Source organism: Kitasatospora sp. NPDC094028 (assembly GCF_049543595.1).
GTDB lineage: Bacteria > Actinomycetota > Actinomycetes > Streptomycetales > Streptomycetaceae > Kitasatospora.
Genome location: NZ_JBMVFA010000059.1, coordinates 1 through 17,467 on the forward strand (window position 1 = coordinate 1; position 17,467 = coordinate 17,467).

The 17,467-nt window shown below is 72.4% G+C and carries 10 protein-coding genes and 1 CRISPR repeat array; of the genes, 7 read left to right on the top strand and 3 right to left on the bottom strand.

Features of this window, described 5'->3' with window-relative positions; translation table 11 throughout:
- Positions 1 to 835 precede the first annotated feature (835 nt).
- Positions 836 to 1,346: direct repeats of the CRISPR family, unit length 24 nt; unit sequence CACCCCCGCGCGGGCGGGGCCGAT.
- Between the two features lie 1,151 nt (positions 1,347 to 2,497).
- From casA to cas3, 6 genes are all read left to right on the top strand, one after another.
- Positions 2,498 to 3,949, top strand: a complete 1,452-nt coding sequence (casA, locus tag ACPC54_RS40700; protein ID WP_498972613.1) for a type I-E CRISPR-associated protein Cse1/CasA — start codon at positions 2,498 to 2,500, stop codon at positions 3,947 to 3,949.
- 417 nt (positions 3,950 to 4,366) lie between these two features.
- On the top strand, positions 4,367 to 4,993 hold the full coding sequence (gene casB, locus ACPC54_RS40705; RefSeq protein WP_498972580.1) for a type I-E CRISPR-associated protein Cse2/CasB: 627 nt from the start codon (positions 4,367 to 4,369) through the stop codon (positions 4,991 to 4,993).
- The gene (gene cas7e, locus ACPC54_RS40710; RefSeq protein WP_498972582.1) at positions 4,993 to 6,138 is read left to right on the top strand and encodes a type I-E CRISPR-associated protein Cas7/Cse4/CasC; all 1,146 of its coding nucleotides are present in this window, start codon (positions 4,993 to 4,995) and stop codon (positions 6,136 to 6,138) included. The genes casB and cas7e overlap by 1 nt, the downstream gene beginning before the upstream one ends.
- Positions 6,135 to 6,902, top strand: coding sequence for a type I-E CRISPR-associated protein Cas5/CasD (gene cas5e / locus ACPC54_RS40715; RefSeq protein WP_498972584.1), 768 nt, complete (start codon positions 6,135 to 6,137; stop codon positions 6,900 to 6,902). The genes cas7e and cas5e overlap by 4 nt, the downstream gene beginning before the upstream one ends.
- 56 nt (positions 6,903 to 6,958) lie before the next feature.
- Positions 6,959 to 7,612, top strand: coding sequence for a type I-E CRISPR-associated protein Cas6/Cse3/CasE (gene cas6e, locus ACPC54_RS40720; RefSeq protein WP_498972586.1), 654 nt, complete (start codon positions 6,959 to 6,961; stop codon positions 7,610 to 7,612).
- A 510-nt stretch (positions 7,613 to 8,122) separates the two neighbouring features.
- Positions 8,123 to 10,822, top strand: coding sequence for a CRISPR-associated helicase Cas3' (gene cas3 / locus ACPC54_RS40725; RefSeq protein WP_498972588.1), 2,700 nt, complete (start codon positions 8,123 to 8,125; stop codon positions 10,820 to 10,822).
- Positions 10,823 to 11,780: 958 nt separating this feature from the next.
- On the opposite strand, the gene ACPC54_RS40730 is transcribed toward cas3, so the two are convergent.
- Both ACPC54_RS40730 and ACPC54_RS40735 read right to left on the bottom strand, forming a co-directional pair.
- Complete coding sequence (locus ACPC54_RS40730; RefSeq protein ID WP_498972590.1) at positions 11,781 to 12,506, bottom strand: hypothetical protein; 726 nt, start codon at positions 12,504 to 12,506, stop codon at positions 11,781 to 11,783.
- Positions 12,507 to 12,514: 8 nt separating this feature from the next.
- Positions 12,515 to 13,297, bottom strand: coding sequence for a hypothetical protein (locus ACPC54_RS40735; RefSeq protein WP_498972592.1), 783 nt, complete (start codon positions 13,295 to 13,297; stop codon positions 12,515 to 12,517).
- A 1,447-nt stretch (positions 13,298 to 14,744) separates the two neighbouring features.
- On the opposite strand from ACPC54_RS40735, the gene ACPC54_RS40740 reads away from it, so the two are divergent.
- Entirely contained in the window at positions 14,745 to 15,917 is a 1,173-nt protein-coding gene (locus tag ACPC54_RS40740; RefSeq protein ID WP_498972594.1) for a hypothetical protein, read from the top strand.
- A gap of 183 nt (positions 15,918 to 16,100) precedes the next feature.
- On the opposite strand, the gene ACPC54_RS40745 is transcribed toward ACPC54_RS40740, so the two are convergent.
- Positions 16,101 to 17,414, bottom strand: a complete 1,314-nt coding sequence (locus tag ACPC54_RS40745) for a UDP-glucose dehydrogenase family protein (protein ID WP_498972595.1) — start codon at positions 17,412 to 17,414, stop codon at positions 16,101 to 16,103.
- Positions 17,415 to 17,467: the final 53 nt, after the last annotated feature.

The following is a 17,467-nucleotide window of genomic DNA, read 5'->3' on the forward strand; positions in this document are numbered from 1 at the left end:
GAGAGCTACACGGCTGGCCTGCACCTTCGCGGATCGATCATGTGGTTGAAACGCCTGACGTCAACCACATGATCCGAACCTTCAACAGCTCCTAGAGGCCCGGGGTGGGCCGGGTGGCCTTCCCGGGGTCACCCCCGCGCGGGCGGGGCCGACGTCGGGTACGCGCAACTGGTCGCCGGCGAGCGCGGGTCACCCCCGCGCGGGCGGGGCCGACACTTTCTGACCTGCGACGTTCTCCCACACCATGCGCTGGCTCATTCAGTCCGCACGGCGGAGCGGACCTCTTCCTCGCCCTGCGGCACAGCACCATGGTGAAGACATGGCCGTTGTGGTTGTTTGTGGTGTCAAGGAACGCATCTGCATCGTGCCACGGGCCGCGGACAGCGACCTGCTACTCGCCGCCCACAGAGCCTCCGCACGGATGAAGCAGACGACTTCACCACGCACCCGCCCCTCGTCGACATTGGGTCACCTCTGCACGGGCGGAGCGGACTCCGGCGGCCACACCCTCTACGTCCTGACCAATGGACCACCTCCGCGCGGGCGGGGCGGACTCGATCTGCTGATCCCCCCGCAACTGGACGTACGGGCCACCTCCGCTCAAGCGGAGTAGACGGGGAGAACGGCTACCCGGCCACCATGCAGGTGGGGTCACCTCCGCGCAGGCGGAGCGGACGCTGGACTTCTCGACACGGGCCCCGCCCGTAGCTGGGTCACCTCCGCGCGGGCAGGGCTGATGAGATCGACCAGCTTCGCGCCGAGCGTGACGAGGGGCCACTCCGCCTGGGCGGAGCGGACACCGAGATCCGCGGCCGCCTGGAGTTCCTCGACGGGGCACCTCCGCACGGGCGGAGCTGATCATCCCGGCTGGCCCTGGACCCACACCCCGGGGGGCACCCCCGCGCGGGCGGGGCCGATACGGCGTCGGCCGCCACGGCCATGGCGGTGGTCGGGTCACCCCCGCGCGGGCGGGGCCGATTTCAGCAGGAGCCGGGTCACGGCCTCGCTGGCCGGGTCACCCCCGCGCGGGCGGGGCCGATGGTCGGTCGAGCGGGCGTCAACTCCGCGCGGGGGGGGTCACCCCCGCGCGGACGGGGCCGATCGGGCCTGGCTGTCCGCCGAGGCCGACACCGCGGGGTCACCCCCGCGCGGGCGGGGCCGATGCGCACTGCACCGGCACCGGCTGCACCAGCACGGGGTCACCCCCGCGCGGGCGGGGCCGATCATTACCGAGTGGGGGTTGTAGCCCCTCAAAAGGGGTCACCCCCGCGCGGGCGGGGCCGATGTCAGGGACGGCTCGAAGGTCGGGTCGATGGCCGGGTCACCCCCGCGCGGGCGGGGCCGATAGTTTCTGACCTGCGACGTTCTCCCACACCATGCGCTGGCTCATTCAGTCCGCACGGTGAAGCGGACCTCCTCCTCGACCTGCGGCACAGCACCCATTGTGAAGGCATGGCCGTCGTGGTTGTTTGTGGTGTCTAGGAACGAATCTTCGTCGTGCCACGCGCCGCGGACAGCGACCTACCTACTCGCCACCCAGAGAGCCTCCGCACGGGCGGAGCGAACGCACGAGGGTGGCCTGGGCCAACGGCGAAGTACGAGGCACCTCCGCGCGGGCGGAACGGACAGCGACGTCCACGTCAACGTCAGCCTCGACGGCGGGGCACCTCCGCGCAGGCGGGGCTAATTCGGCCACGGGGTGGGTGCAGATCCTCACCGCAGGTCGGCGGCTTCAACGGGCCACCTCCGCACCGGCGGAGCAGACCCGTCCCAAATTCCGCGCGCCAGGTCCTTGCCCGGGTCACCCCCGCGCGGGCGGAACGGACAGCGACGTCCACGTCAACGTCAGCCTCGACGGCGGGGCACCTCCGCGCAGGCGGAGCGGACGCCATCTTCTGGTTGAACGTGCCCTGCACTTCCAGGCCACCTCCGCGCAGGCGGAGCGGATCGGCGACCACCAGCTACGACGCCACAGTCGGGCCACCTCCGTACTGGGGGAGCGAACGAGCAGCATGTTATAGCGGCCGCCGCAATGGCTGGGTCACCTCCGCAGGGGCGGAGCAGAGCGGATCGGACCGGCCACCGTGTAATGGCTGTTTGGGACGCCTCCGCACGGGCGGAGTGGACTCGGAGCTACTGACCAACGCGATAGAGCACGGGGGGTCACCTCCGCACGGGCAGAGCGGACCCTACTTGACCTGCGGCGCAGCGTGGTTGTCGCTGTTTCTTGGCCAAGCCGGGGTGTCAGGTTGGGTGTGTTGTTGTGGTGTCAAGGAGCGGGAGCTGATCCTAGCGGCGAGGTCTGACGCCGTCTGCTGATTGGGGATCAGGTCCCGGTTGTCAGACCCTGGGTCTAGCGTCACAGGTTGGTGACTGACCGTGCCCGAGTAGTGGGGACCGCCCTGTGACGCGACCGTCGTTCGATGTGGTTGTTAGGCCGTGGATTCCGGCCCGTGTGCGTACAGACCTGGCTCCTGAGCAGGTGGCCGAGTTGCCGGTGGGGGGTAGGCCGGGGGAGACGGTGGTCCTTGGTTTGGCCGAGGTACTGACGTGGGCCCATCTGCTGGAGCACGTTGACTGTCCGGATCCGGCGTCGGAGGCGGCGCTGTTGCGGGTTCTCATCGCAATGACGGCGCGGGTCACCGGTCTCGACGCGGCCGAGGACTGGGACGACAACCGGTGGGACACCCTGGAGGCCGGGCACCTGGACCCGGACCGAATCGGCACGTACATCAGCCAGCACACCGGTCGGTTCGACCTATTCGACGAGCGGCGGCCGTGGCTGCAGGAGCCGCGGCTGGCGGGGGAGTGTACGGGCAGCAGTGGGACCGGGCGGCTGCTGATGACGAGTCCGTCGGGGAACAACCACGTGTGGTGGCCGCTGGAGAAGGGCGGGCTCGGGGGCCCGATTCCCACCGCGACGGCGGCGTTCGGGCTTCTCACGTGGCTGTTCGCGGGCCCATCCGGGACGGCGGCGAACCGGCGCCGTTCGGACGGCCGGAACAGCCACTACACGGTGGCCGGCCCGATCCGGGCGCTCATCTCCTGGTTCCCCGCAGGCCGCAGCCTCGCCGAGACGCTCATCCTGGGAGTGCCGTCGCCCGACACCTGGCCGACCAACCCAGGCCAGGACGAAGCCCCGTGGGAGGCCGAGCAACTGCCGGACCCCCGGCTGCCCGCCGCGCCGGCGGGGCCGGTGTCGCTGCTGACGGCGCGCGCCGCCCACGCGGTGCTGCTGAAGCCGGACGCGGACGGCGGGCACGTCACCGATACGTGGGTGACGTGGGCGTGGGAGAACGAACTGCCGGAGGCCGAGGACCCGTACGTGATCAGGCGTGACGAGGGTGGTCCGGTGCGGGCGAACTGTGCGCGGGTGGCGTGGCGGGACCTGGACGCGCTGCTGCTGAAGACGGTGGCGGGCAAGACGCCGCGCTACCGGCCGGCAGTCCTGGCGTCGGTGGCGCGGCTGCCGCGGGAGACGGCGGCCGGTCTGCGGCTGCGGGCGTACGGGCTGCACCAGGAGCGGCGGGATCCGGAGACCGCGTGGTTCACCGCGGTGACGCCGCCGGTGCTGGGCTTCCTGGAGGAGCTGGACGAGGACGGTGCCGCGGCGGTGTCGGTCGCCCGTTCGCGGGCCGAAGGGGTCTCGTCGGCGCTGGCGAGGGCGCTGCGGACGGCGTGGCAGGCGTACACCAACGACAGCAAGGTGTGTCCGTGGGTGGACTCGGCGCTGCCGGTGTACTGGTCGGAGGCGGAGGCCGAGTTCTGGAAGGCCGTCGTCCCGGACCGCGACGGGGTTCGGGCCCGGCCGGCGTTCCAAACGGTGGCCACCCGGGTGTTCGACGCGGTGACGGAGTCGGCCGCGCTCACGCCGCGCGGTATGCGGGCGGTCGAGGAGGCCCGGGCCACGATGCTCAGGCCACCCAGAGGCCCACGGAAGAAGAAGTAGCGGCCCCCGGGCAGTGGTCGGCGGTGGGCCGGCCCTGCAGGGGCCGGTGGCCGGCCGTCCCGATGGTCCTTGACCCTGCGGGACCGCCGCCGGGCCCGTGAAGGCGCCGGTCGCAGCCGGGTGCCGCCGGGCGGCGGTCCGATACGGACGCGGCCGTCCCGGTCGGCGAGGACCTGCCGGTGGGTTCCGCCAGGGCCCGGCCGAGCCGGAGCGGCGTCGCACCGGCCCCGGCCTGACCACCCTGACCACCGAACCGCCCACCGCCCACCGCCCACCGCCCACCGCCCACCGCCCACCGCCCACCGCCCACCGCCGAACGAACGGCCAGTCGGCACGAAAGGAGCCCGCTCTCCGTCCCCGCCCCCAGCCCCTGCCGCCAGCAGGGGCCCCGGCCCTTCACCCCTCACCGAGGAGACCATGTCCACCGACTCGCCGCCCTCCGCGGAACCGGACGTCCTCGCGCACCAGCGCGCTTTCATGCTGCATGTCCACCAGCAGTGCGCGACGCCCGGCGGCCGCGCCGCGGTCCGTTCCGCGCTGACCGACCTCGCCAAGCCGTTCCGCGCCTACGAGTACCTGCTCGCCCGGATCCCGCGCTGGACGAACCGCGACACCGAACGCGCCTACGTCCTGACCGCCGGCATGTACGCCGAGCAGGCCCCCAACCCCCGCCTCGACCGGAAGCCGAAGCCGCCCGCCGGCCTGGCCGCCCCCGTCGAGGGGGACCGCTGGCGCAACCTCGGCTGGTCGCTCGCCCGCGCCGTCCGCGCCAACGTGCTGAGCACCGAGACAGTGCAGGCCCGGCTGCTGCTGATGTCCCGCCAGGACGCCGACACGCTCACCCGCGACCTGCCGCCGCTCGTCGCCCGGTTGCGCGCCGGCGACGTGCCGGTCGTGTGGCCGCTGCTGCTGCGTGACCTGACCCGCTGGGTCGACCACCCGAGCGACACCGCCCGTACCTGGGCCCGGGCCTACTACCAGTACGACCCCACCACCACGACCACAACCACGACCGCCATCACCGCCGCCGAGGAGACCTCCTGATGAAGCGCCGCCTGTACCTCGACCTGCACGTCATCCACTCCTACCCGCTGTCTTGCCTGAACCGCGACGACCTCAACGTCCCCAAAACCGCCTTCTACGGCGGCGAGCAGCGCGGCCGGATCTCCTCCCAGTCCGGGAAGCGGCACGTGCGCGTGGAGGTGGAGGACCGGCTGGGGGAGTGGGCGGTGCGTACGAAGCGGCTGCCGGAGAGCATCGCCGCCGAGCTGGTGCGCGCCGGGGGCTGGGACGACGAGCTCGCCCAGCGGGCGGGGCGGATGGTGGTCCTGGCGGCGGGCGTGAAGGGCGTGGCCGTGGACGGGGACAACGACACGAACAGCATGCTGCTGCTGCCGCAGGCCGGGATCGCGGAACTCGCCGAGGTCGCGGTGGAGCACCGGGAGCTGGTCGAGGCGGGTGTCGACAAGAAGAAGGAGGCGGCGGCGCAGGAGAAGCTGGTGAAGGCCGCGGGTGCGCGGGTGCTGGAGGTGCTGCGGGGGCGGACGTCGAGTATCGCGGCGTTCGGGCGGATGCTGGCGAACGAGCCGGGTTCGGCGGTGGCGGGTGCGGTGCAGGTCGCGCACCAGCTGACCACGCACGCGCTGGCGGTGCAGCCGGACTACTTCACGGCTGTCGACGACATCACGCGGGGGCAGGAGGACGAGTCAGGGTCGGCGCACCTGGGGACGGCGTTCTACACGTCGGGCACGTACTACCGGTACAGCTCGGTGAACCTGCCGGAACTGGCCGGGAACCTGGGCGACGACGCGGAGGGCGCCCGGCGGGTAGCGGTGGAGTTCGCGCGGGCGTTCGCCGTGGTCGTGCCGTCCGCTCGGCAGGGTTCGACGGCGCCGTTCACACCGCCGGCGCTGGTGCACGCGGTGCTGCGCGGTGACCAGCCGGTGAACCTGGGCGGGGCGTTCGAGCAGCCGGTGGTGGCGGAGCGCGGCAGCGGCTTCGTCCAGCCGTCGATCGGGCGCCTGGACGCGCACGCCGGCGCGGTGAACTTCTTCTACGGCGACGGCGGTGTCCTCGCTTCCGCCTACTCCGGTCTGGGTGTCGGTGCGGTCGAGCACCTCGGTGAGAACGTCGGCTCCCTCGAGAAGCTCCTGTCGACTGTCGACGCGGCGATCGGCGAGCACCTGTGAGGGGCGGTCTGCTGCTGCACCTGGCCGCTCCGATGCAGTCCTGGGGCAGCCCCTCGCAGTTCGGCACCCGCCTGACGTACCCGTATCCGACCAGGTCCGGTATGACCGGGCTGTTCGCGTGCGCGCTCGGCCGCCCCCGCGGAACGGACCTCGGGGACCTGGCCGAACTGCGGTACACGGTGCGCATCGACCGGCCCGGCCGGCTGATGCGGGACTACCACACCATCGGCGGCGGCTACCCACGGGAGAGGACCGTGATCACCGCGGCCGGCGGGCGCCGCCCCCTGAAGGAGGCCACGCTGCAGTCCGAGCGCTGGTACCTGGCGGACGCGGCGTTCACCGTCGCCGTCACCGGCCCGCCGGACGTGACCGGGGACCTCGCCGGGGCGCTGCGCGAGCCGGTGTGGCACCCCTACCTGGGGCGCCGCTCCTGCCCGCCCACCAGCCCGGTCCTCGTCGCGGCCGTCGACGACCCCGTCGCGGAGCTGCACCGCCTGCCGCTGCACCGCGACCCCGACAGCCCGGCCTCGAACCTGGAGGAGGACGCCGCCGGGCAGACGGTGGAGGTCGTGTTCGTCCACGACACCGACCCCGGCACCGGCCACCCGCCGGTCACCCAGGTCCGCGACCATCTGCCCGCCACGGGTGGCCGCCGCTTCGCCCACCGCCCCCTGTGGGAGACCCGCCACCGCTTCACCGCCGACCAGCACGCCGGCACCGGTACCGCCTGGATCACCGCCCTCACCACCTACACCCGCACCTGACCCCAGCCCGCCGGCCCCGCCCACCGCGGGGGAGACACGAACCCACCGGAGACCCGATGACCCACCTCACCCTGCTCCGCCTCGACCCCCGCTCCCGCGACGCAGCCGCCGACCTGCGCAACACCAGCCACATGCACCAGCGGATCATGGGCATGTACCCCGACGCCCTCACCAGCGGAGAAGCCGCCCGACGCAGCCTCGGCGTCCTCTACCGCATCGAACGCACCCCCCAGGCCACCACCGTCCTCGTCCAGTCCACCCTGGCCTCCGACCCCACCGCCCTCCCCAACCACTACGCCACCGTCCAGCAGCGCAACCTGACGCCGCTGCTGGACTGGCTCGCGGACGGTCACACCGTCCGTTACCGCATCGACGGATCCCCCACCCGCTCCGTGCGTGACGGCACCCGCGACGCCAAAGGCCGCCTCAACCGGGGCAAGCCCGCTCCGTTGCACGGCAAGGATGCGATCGCCTGGTGGGAGCGCAAAGCCCACACCGCCGGCCTCGACCTCCACGACGTCCTCGACATCCCCCAGGAACCCGCCACCGGCCACCGCGACACCGGGCCGATCCGCCACACCCTCATCCGTTTCGAAGGCCACGCCACCATCACCAACCACCAGGCGCTCCGCGCCGCCGTCACCACCGGCATCGGCCGCGGCCTCGCTTACGGCGCGGGCCTCCTCAGCATCGCCCCACACCACGGGTAAAGAAATTGCCAAGCCGTCAAATCGTCGCAGGTCAGAAAGGGGTCTGCTCCGCCCGTACGGAGGTGACCCGTCGTCGCCGTAGAGCTGGCGGGCGAGGTGCTCGTCTGCTCCGCCCGTACGGAGGTGACCCGCTGAACAGCACCCAGGTGTTCGTTCAGGACGGGTCCGCTCCGCCCGTGCGGAGGTGGCCCGTAATGACCGCTGTCGACTGGCGGCCGGAGGCCGTCCGCTCTGCCCGTGCGGAGGTGACCCGGGCTGCGGCCGGGTGCCGGGGTGGTGGACCTCGTCCGTTCCGCCCGTGCGGAGGTCGCCCGAAGCAGGCGGCGACGAGCAGCAGGGTCAGCCAGCCCGCTCCGCCTGAGCGGAGGTGGCCCGCGTAGGCACTCCATGCGCACCGGGCACGTCTGGTCCGATCTGCCCGCGCGGAGGTGGCCCGAAACGTTCCGCCTGAGCGATGTCCTTCTCGGCGTCCGCTCCGCCCGTGCGGCGGCGGCCCATCGCATCCAGTACATGTGCGTTCTATTCGCTAAGAGGAGTTCGGTGTTTGATCCTCGAGTTGCCGGTAAGAGGCGTGGCCTGACGGGTGCCTATCCGTTGGTGTGCCACCTGACTGACACCGCGGTGCTCGCGGGAGCGCTGTGGGATGCGTACCTGACGGCCTCCCAGCGGGATCTGATCGCCGCCGGGTGGGGCGTGGATTCGGCACAAGCGCGACGGCTGGTGATGCTGGCGGGGGGCCTTCACGATGTCGGGAAGACCCTTCCCTGCTTTCAACGAGGCATCGAAGGGACGGCCGGGCTACTGGCGGATCCGCGGTTCCCGGCGCCGGTGGGGTGGATGCACGACGAGTGGATCCCGCACCAGGTGGCGAGCCAGTGGACGTTGCCGCAGATCCTCACTGGGCTGGGGTGGCCGCGGGTCGAGCGGCCGTGGAAGTCGGTGGCGCACCAGTTCGCTCAGATCCTGGGCGGTCACCACGGGGTGTTCGGTGAGGCGCTGTCGCCCGCGGTGATGGCCGATCCGTTGAAGGCGCTGCGCGGGCTGGGCGTGGACGGCTGGGCCGAGCAGCGTGAGGAGCACGTGCGGGTGGTGTCCGGGATCTGCGGGTCGCCGGTGGCGCCGCCGCGGTTGCTGCCCGCGGGGGCGGCGGTCGTGGTGACGGGAGTGGTGGTGCTGGCGGACTGGCTGGCGTCGAACACCCGGCAGGTGCAGGGCCGGCTGGAGGCGTGGAACGGCGACCTCGCCGCGCACGTCGCGAGGATCCGGCAGCGGGCGCCGTGGGTGCTCGCCCACGCTCAGCTGGCGGCGCCGGTCTGGAAGCCGGCTGCGACGTTCACCGACCTGTTCCCGGACATCAAGGACCCGTATCCGCTGCAGGCCGACGTGGCCAAGCGGCTCGGGGACCTGGTGGACGGGCCGGGGCTTGTCCTCGTCACCGCGCCGACCGGCGACGGGAAGACCGAGACGGCCCTGTTCGCCGCCCGGGTCCTCGGCGCGGCGGCCGGGGCCGGCGGTCTGGCGGTGCTGCTGCCCACGATGGCGACGACCGATGCGATGTGGCGCAGGGTGAGGACGTTCACCGCCCGCGCCGCTGGGGTCGGGACCCCGGTGACGCTGCTGAACTCGATGGCGTGGCTGAACGAGGACTACGACCCGCGCCGGGACGAGATCGTCGCGGACGGCTGCGTGTCGACGGAGGCCGCGGACTTCCTGCGCGGGCCGCACCGGGGGCTGGCCGCCGGGGTCGCGGTGGGCACCTGGGACCAGGCGGCGCTGGCGGCGCTGCCGGTGCGGTTCAACGTGCTGCGGTGGCTGGGGCTGTCGGGCAAGACGCTGGTCATCGACGAGGCGCACAGCTACGACGCGTACGGGCACCGGCTGACGCAGCGGCTGCTGCAATGGTGCGGCCACCTGGGTATCCCGGTGGTGCTGCTGTCGGCGACCCTGACCGGGCGGACCGCCACCGATCTCGTCGGCGCCTACCGGGCGGGCGCCGGCCACACGGACGCGGTACCGGTCGCTTCCCCCTACCCGGGCTGGGTCCACGTCTCGGCCGTGACCGGGAACGTCACGCCGCACGGGCCGCTGCCCACCACCCGGGAGCGCGAGGTCGCGGTCGACCACCACACCGTCCGGCACACCCACGACCCGGCGGTGGCCCGCGGGCGGGCCGCCCGGATCCTGACGGAGCTGCGGCCCGCCGTCACCGGGACGGGCTGCGCGCTGGTGGTGTGCAACGTCGTCGCCGACGCCCAGGCCACCAGGAGGCTGCTCGCCGAGCGGTGGGGCGAGGACGGCCCCCAGGTCGTGCTCCTGCACGCCCGGCTGCCGATGTGGCAGCGGATCGAGCGCACCGCCCTGATCGAGGGCATGGTCGGGTCGAAGGGCATCCGTCCGGCCGGGCCGCTCGTCGTCGTGGCGACGCAGGTCGTGGAGCAGTCCCTGGACTGGGACTTCGACCTGGTCGTCTCCGACCTCGCGCCGATGAGCCTGCTCCTGCAGCGCGCCGGGCGGTGCCACCGGCACGACCACCCGCGGCCGGCCTGGGCACCGGCCCCACGACTCGTTGTCCTCTCCCCGCCCGCAGGCCTGCCCGCTCCGCACTGGGGCGACGTCTACGACACCTCCCTGCTCCGCCGGACCTGCGACGCGCTTCGCGGGCTGGAGGGGCCGATCGCGATCCCCGGCGCGGTCCCCGCCCTGATCGCCGAGGTGTACGACGCGGCCTGGGACCCCGACCGGACGGGCCCCGACGACGCGCAGCGCCTGGCCGGGGAACAGGCACAGGCCGCAGCCGCCGACATGGTGATGATCCCGCCGCCGGACCGGGTCAAGGACCTGCACCCACTGACCTCCGCCCTGGACCCGGACCTCGCCGTGACCCGCCTGGGCGGCGAATCGAAGCGCATCCTGCCTGTGTGGCCCGACGACGACGGCGGCTGGACCTTCGTCACCGCCAACGGCCTCGCCGAACTGCCCCACCACCCCGGTAAGGACGACATCCGCACCGTCATCCTCTCCACCGTCCAGGTCCGATCGACCTGGCTGACCGGCGCCGGGCCGGAAACCCGACCGCCGGCCTCCTGGCAGGACATCCCCGCGCTGCGCGACGTCGTGCTGATCCCCCACGACCGGCAATCCGGCGGATGGCGCGCCCCGGACGGCCGGACGATCCGCCTGGACCCCCTGGACGGCATCATCCGCGAATAGCCGCAGACCCGACCCCGGACGAGGTGCCGCGTGAACTCGGCCGCTCCACCACCCACCCGCCGACCTGGATCACCGCCAGCCCCTGAGCCCACCGCTCCGACACCGCCCATCAGCAGGCCACCCCCGCGCGGGCGGAGCCGACTCCTGGGGTTACACAGGGCCGGGTGGTGATGCAAGGTCACCCCCGCACGTGCGGGGAGGAGTACCTCAGAGGAGTCGTGGCCGGCATCGCCGGGAGCAGCCCGAACGGCTGACGCCCGCGCTGGCGGGGACGGTGCCTACGCAGGCCAGGATGGCGCCCCGCCGTCCGGCTGCCCTCTGCAGACGCGGGGAGGAACGAGTCCACGGCTGTGCCCGACGAGAGGATCCGGTCGGACACAACTGCGTCCGGATTCTCTCAGTCGCGATCCCTTTGGGGGCGGGGCGGCGACGTAGGAGCCCGTGGAGGCGAGGACCTGCTCCCTGCGCGATCAGGGGTCAGCCGGACCTGTCCCGCTCACCTCGACGCTGGATCCGGACCTCGCCGTGACCGTCTCGGTGGCGAAGCGCGGCGGATCCTGCTTGTGCGGTCCGCGGTCGGCGGCCGGGTCTACCTGACCGCGACCGGCCTGCTCAGGCCTCCCGAGCGCCCGGGCAAGGAGGAGATCCGCAGTATCATCCCTCTCCACTGTCCAGGTCCGTTCGACGTGGCTGCGCGGCGTGGGCCGGAGATCCTGCCGCCCGCGCTGTGGCAGGGCATCTCCGCACTGCGCGACATCGCTCTGGTCCCCTACGCCCCCCGGACCGGCCGGTGTCGCGCCCGGCTGGAAGGCGATCCGCTTCGACCCCGAGGACGGCATCATCCGCGACTGGGCGTCGTGCTGAGGGAGAAGGTGAGCGTGCCCCGTCCGGCCAGTTCGGAGGTGTTGAGGTCAAGGGGTGGGGCAACGGCGCTGCCCCCGGGCTCGGCGGTCGGCCGTTACCCCTCGAAAGCGAAGATCATCCAGTGCCAGGCGGCGCTGTCACGGCTGGTGTCGAACTCCTCGACGATGCACAGCCCTTTCATCCAGCGTCCGTCGCCGTGGAATTTCGCAAGGCAGGTGCAGGTGCAGGTGAACTCCGCGGCGCGCCGACAGGACGGGGTGCATTTCTCCTTGGGGTTGTACTCGCGGCCGAGGATGATCAGCTGGTTGCGGCGGGCAACTTTCCGGGTGACGTCGAGTGCGTGGCGTACGGAGAATGTCCAGTGGCCTGCCAGCTGGCTCCAGATGAGGCTTCGTGTGGTGGGCAGCAGGCCGGCCAGCATCGTGTACTGCTCGGTGCGGCTGCGCTCGGGGAGCCATACCCCGACCGGGGCCTTTGCGGGCAGGACGACGGCGGGGAGGTGTTCGCCGGACCATTGCGGAAGCCACGTCGGGGCGGCGAGCGGTGTCGGGTCGTCGTCGGCCTTCGCCAGTGCGCCCGCCTTCCGCCGGGCTACGCGCTTGCGACGGTCTTGCTCGGCGTTCTCGAGCAGGGCCTGCCGCTCGGTGCTGCTCCCGCGCCACAGAGCGGTACGTGCTTCCTGGAAGGAGGCGGGGCACTGGACGGACGTCCCGTCGCGCCAGTGCGGGACGACGAGTGAGCCCTTGAGCTCAACGATCTGATGGCAGCGCGCACATATTGGAGCTGCTTCTTCCATAGATATCCTCTCGTGATCGCGCATCAGGTGGATCAGTCTGTCGCCGAGGGCAGTGAATTGGGGCGGTGGCCGGTCAGTTCCTGCCATCGGTCGTAGGCGGTGTCCAGTTCGCGTCGGGCCCGGGGGATGCGGAGGTCGTTCTTCAGCTGGGCAGTGACCTGGTGCAGGTTCTGCTCGGCCTGGCGGCGGCCGCTGGTGTCGGCGGTGACGCGCTTCAGTTCGGCTTCGGCCTCGGGGATGAGGGCACGGAGCCGTTGGAGGGCCGGTCCGGTGCCGGCGATGGCGTTGTGGACGTGGACGACGAAGGCCCGTACGTCCGCCTGAGGAGTGTCCTCGAGCGCGAGGGTGAGCAGTTCGCGTTGGCCGTCGGGCGGTATCAGGTAAATGTAGGCCTCTGCTGGGGAGTACTGGTCGTCGATCCTGAGCCCGGCGAGCGGGTGGGTGGCACCGGCGCGCACCCGCAGGGCGTGCTCGTACAGATCCAGACGGTCCCCAAGGGAGTGGAGCAGTGCTCCGTGGCCGGGGTCGCGCAGTACGGCCAGGCGGAGCTCGGCTTCCCTCACCCTGGCCTGGTGCTCGTGCGCGGCGGTGGCCGCAGCCGCGCGGGCGCGCTGCTGTTCGGTGACTATGTTCTGCTCCGCCCGGCGCAGGTTTGTCCGGGCCGTGCGCAGCGTGTGCCGTTCCCGGCTGTGGCGGGGATGGAAGGCGTGGCGCCAGGTGCCTGGGTACTGGCTCATCCGCCGGGCCACGATGGCTATGGCGACCAGGACCGCCGCGCCTGACCAGAACAGTGTGGTCCAGATGGTCTCCGCCACGGTTTCTCCTTGGTTGGTTCTGGGTGCCCGGCGTCCGCTACCGGAGGCGGGGTTAGTGGGTGGCTTCGCCGGCGGTATCGGCGGGCTGGAGGGTGGTGTGGCCGCAGGAGTGACGGCGGTGGGTGCTGGGCGTGGTCGCGCCCTTCGCAGGTCGGCGGAGCCGAAGGGTGATCGGGAGGAATGCTGTTGTGCTGAACGTGCATTGCCTGCCTCACCTTCCGGATCGGTATTTGACTCTGTGTGAGGATCTGCTCACCGAAGCCTGCAGTATCCGGGTGAGCATGCCAGAGCGGCCTCCGGCCTGGGAGCGGTTCGGGGAAATCGGGCGAGCGCGAACCGCAGGAAGTACGTGCCCAGCGGGTAGCACGCCACCGTTGGTACTCCGGTCGGCTTCCTCGCTGCCGAGGAGCGGTCTGCTGAACTGGTCCGCGCTGCTACGGAGCTCCACCAGGGCGGCGGCGAGCCGACGCCCTACTTCGATGTTGCTGGCGGCCTGCTCACGTACTTCGTCGTCGCCCGCCTGGAGCTCGTCGTCTGCCAGGTCACGCCACCGCCGACGCCCTGATCCCCCCCCCCCGGGTCCGCCGGGCCGAGGGGTGACTTGCGGTGTTTCCCCGCGGCCCGGCACGCCGTGCTGGCACGATGAAGTGGCCATGGTCGGGGCCCGAGTTCGGGGGTTGTCGTTGCCGGGTGACAAGCGGCGTATCCAGACGGCGGTGCTGGACAGCGCGGCATCGGAGGAGCCGCTGATCCTGCCGCTCGAAGCGATTGAGCTGGACGCCTTCCGCCGGCAGCACGCCGAGGACACCTTCTGGTGTGGGCTGCTGCTCGGCGGCTGCGGCGCCCAGCTCACAACGAAGCTCTACACCGACCGGGTCTGTCACTTCGCGCACTTCCCCGACCCGACCGGCCTGCACGAGTGCGGCCGCCGGGCCCGGGACGTGTCCAGCGCCGACCACCTCTACGCGAAGGCCGCCGCCACAGCCTGGCTCCGCGACCAGGGCCACCAGGGCGCTGTTCACCTGCGCGAGCCGCTCGGCTCCGTCGTCGACATCGCCTTCGAGTACCAGGCCCGCGGGCTGCGCTTGCACCTGGACGACGCGGTGGCACCAGCGTGGGACGACGAAGCGGTGGAGCCGGTCCTCGGCTTGGCGGTGCCGGTCGACGACTGGACGCTGGTGCGCCGCCGGTACGTACACCGGGTGGGGTTCGACAGCGCCGGCACCGCCCGGCAGGTGCGGATCGGCACGCAGGCCTTCGCGAGGGCCACCGAGTGGTTCGGCCTCGACGAGTGCTCGATGACACCGGACGGCTTCCGCACGCCGGCCGTCGAACGCATCATCCGCGCCCGCCGTTCCCGGGCCAAGGCGTGTGGAGGCCGCCCCGTCCGGAACCGAAGCCGTCCCAGCCGGTGCAGCCAAGCCCGGTGCGGCGGCTGGAGGCGGCGATGGAGTCCGGTTCGCGGATCGCTGTGGAGTCGGCGTGCCGCGACCTCACGACCGCCGGTCCGTTCGAGGGACCTGTCGGCTCCGAGGTGGCCGCCGCGCTGGAAGGGGCTCGGGGCTGGCTGGTCCGGCAGGCGCGGGAGCGCCAGGAGCTGTTCGATCAGCTACGGCAGGCGCTGCGGGACCGCGAGGTCGAGGCGGTGCGCGCCCTGCTGGCACGCGCCGACGCCCAAGCCGCCGGGGAGCGCGACCGCGCCGAGCACTCCGTCGCCAGCCGGGCGGAGGAGTTCCTCAAACACCAGCAGTCACAGGCCGGCTGGGCCCGGGCGACCAAGCGGGCTCACCGGGCCAACGCCAGGACGGCGCGCGTTCGCAACGTCACGACACGGGCGCCGAACACAGCCGACCCCACGGAGATCGCACATCAGCGGGTGCGGCACATCCTCGGCGATCTGCGGCGGATGGGGACCAGCCTGGGCCCGCGCACCATGCTGCACATGCTGGACTCGCTGGCCACCACGATGAAGAGCGCGGGAGCGCGGGTGACCCCAGCGCAGCGCGAGGAGGCCCAGCTGTGGCTGGCGCGGGGCCGGCGGCTGCGCGGCGCGGCCACTGCTGAGGCTGCGGTGCTTCCGGGGGCGGCGGCCGGTGTTCCTGCGTCCCGGCGCAGCCCGGAAGCGGGAACGGCCGGAGGCAGCGCTGCTGGTGGCAGGGGCCGGCAGGACAAGGGGGAGGCTGCGCCGGTGCCCGCCGAGCGTCGTGCTGCTTCCGCCGGCCGGCCGGAGCGCTCGAAGAAGGTGGCGTCGGCAGGCCCGCCCCGGTTGTCGGCCGCATCGATCGCTTCGGTGGCGGCCGCGGTGGCCGGGGCACTGAAGAAAGCCGCGCGGGAGCGCTCCGCTACCTCCTGGCCGCGGCTTCGCCGTCAGCTGGGCGGGGCGCTGCCCGACTTGCACCCGGACGACAAGCTGGAGGTGCTGCTGCAGGTCGAGGCCGGCACCGTGGCCAACGAACCGCTTCTGTCGTCGTTGCTCGCGGCGAACGGCGGCAGCCCTCCCGCGCTGTACCAGGGTTTGGCCCGTCACCTGGGCCGGACGCTTCCTACGGATGTCGGTGCGGCCCGCACGTACTGGCAGTCCGAGGTCCTGCGGCTGCACCAGCTCTTCCGCTACCGCTGACCGGCCTGCCCGGCTCCCCGCTCGCGGGTGGTGCGGTCGGTCCCTGCGCCCCAACGTCTACCCCGAACTCGGGGACCTGGTCGACCGCCTGTTTCGGGTGGTGCCGGGGCCCGTGCCCGGCCGCCGTGCGCGCGTGCGGCGGCCGGGCCGAGAGTCTGTGGGTGTGCCGTGAGGCCGGTGCGGTCAGGGGCGGCCGAGGGCGCGGAAGGTCCAGCCGGCCGCGCGCCAGTGGCTCGCGTTGAGGGTGCCGCGGGCGTCGATGACCTTGGGGACGGCGATGTGCCGGGCGAGGTCTTCCGGGTCGGTGTCGGAGTACTGGGGCCAGTCGGTCAGGTGCAGCAGCAGGCCGGCGCCGGTGACGGCCTGGGTGGGGTCGTCGGCGTAGTCGAGCTGGGGGTAGGCCCTGCGGGCGTTCTCCATCGCGGCGGGGTCGTGGACGGTGACCTCGGCACCGGCCCGTTGGAGGGCGTCGGCGACGGCGAGGGCCGGGGAGTCGCGGATGTCGTCGGTGTGGGCCTTGAAGGCGGCGCCCCAGGCGGCGATGCGCGTGCCGACCAGGGTGCCGCCGAGCGCTTCGCGGGCGAGGTCGACGGTGTGCTCGCGCCGGCGCAGGTTGATCGCGGCGACCTGGCGGAGGAGGCCGGTGTCGGCGCCGAGTTCGTCGGCGCGGTGGGTGAAGCCGGCCAGGTCCTTGGGCAGGCAGCCGCCGCCGAACCCGAGGCCGGGCCGCATGCCCTTGGCGCCGATCCGGTGGTCATAACCCAGGGCGAGGGCGATCTGCTGGACGTCGGCGCCGGTCTTCTCGCAGAGCTCGGCCATCGCGTTGATGAAGGAGATCTTGGTGGCGAGGAAGGCGTTCGCGGTGCCCTTGATCAGCTCGGCGGTCGCGATGTCGGTGACGATCAGCGGGGAGCCGGTGGCCAGGACGTCGGCGTAGACGGTCCGGAAGACGGCCTCGCTGCTGGTGTCGCCGTCCTCGATGCCGAGCACGATCCGGTCCGGCTCCAGGGTGTCCAGGACAGCGAACGACTCGCGCAGGAACTCCGGCGACCAGGACAGGCGGGCGCTCGCCCCGGCCGGGGTGTGCTCGTCGAGGGTCTGACGCAGCTTCGCGACGGTGCCGACCGGGACGGTGGACTTGCCGATGATCAGCGCGCCGTCGCTGAGCCGGGGGGCCAGCTGGCGGACTGCGGTGTGGAGGTGGGTGAGGTCGTAGGCGCCGCTGCCGTCCCGCTGCGGGGTGCCGACGCCCAGGAAGTGGACGTCGGCGAAGGCGGCAGCCTCCGCGTAGGAGGCGGTGAACCTGAGCCGGCCGGTGGCGGTGTGCTTGGCGAGCAGGTCGTCCAGGCCGCGTTCGACGAACGGGGCCTGGCCCTTGTTCAGGGCGTCGACCTTGTCGGTGTCGGTGTCCATGCCGAGGACCTGGTGGCCGAGTTCGGCCATCGCGGCGGCGTGGGTGGCTCCGAGGTAGCCGCAGCCGATCACGGTGAGCTTCACGAACGTGTCCTTCCAAGGGGGGGCGGGGTGCCGCCCGGCCAGGCGCCCCAACC

Excerpts from the sequence above, each read along its gene's own strand:
- ACPC54_RS40740 (WP_498972594.1), top strand. The coding sequence starts at position 14,745 with ATGGAGTCCGGTTCGCGGATCGCTGTGGAGTCGGCGTGCCGCGACCTC.
- ACPC54_RS40730 (WP_498972590.1), bottom strand. The coding sequence starts at position 12,506 with ATGCGCGATCACGAGAGGATATCTATGGAAGAAGCAGCTCCAATATGT.
- cas6e (WP_498972586.1), top strand. The coding sequence starts at position 6,959 with ATGACCCACCTCACCCTGCTCCGCCTCGACCCCCGCTCCCGCGACGCA.
- cas7e (WP_498972582.1), top strand. The coding sequence starts at position 4,993 with ATGAAGCGCCGCCTGTACCTCGACCTGCACGTCATCCACTCCTACCCG.
- cas3 (WP_498972588.1), top strand. The coding sequence starts at position 8,123 with ATGTGCGTTCTATTCGCTAAGAGGAGTTCGGTGTTTGATCCTCGAGTT.
- casB (WP_498972580.1), top strand. The coding sequence starts at position 4,367 with ATGTCCACCGACTCGCCGCCCTCCGCGGAACCGGACGTCCTCGCGCAC.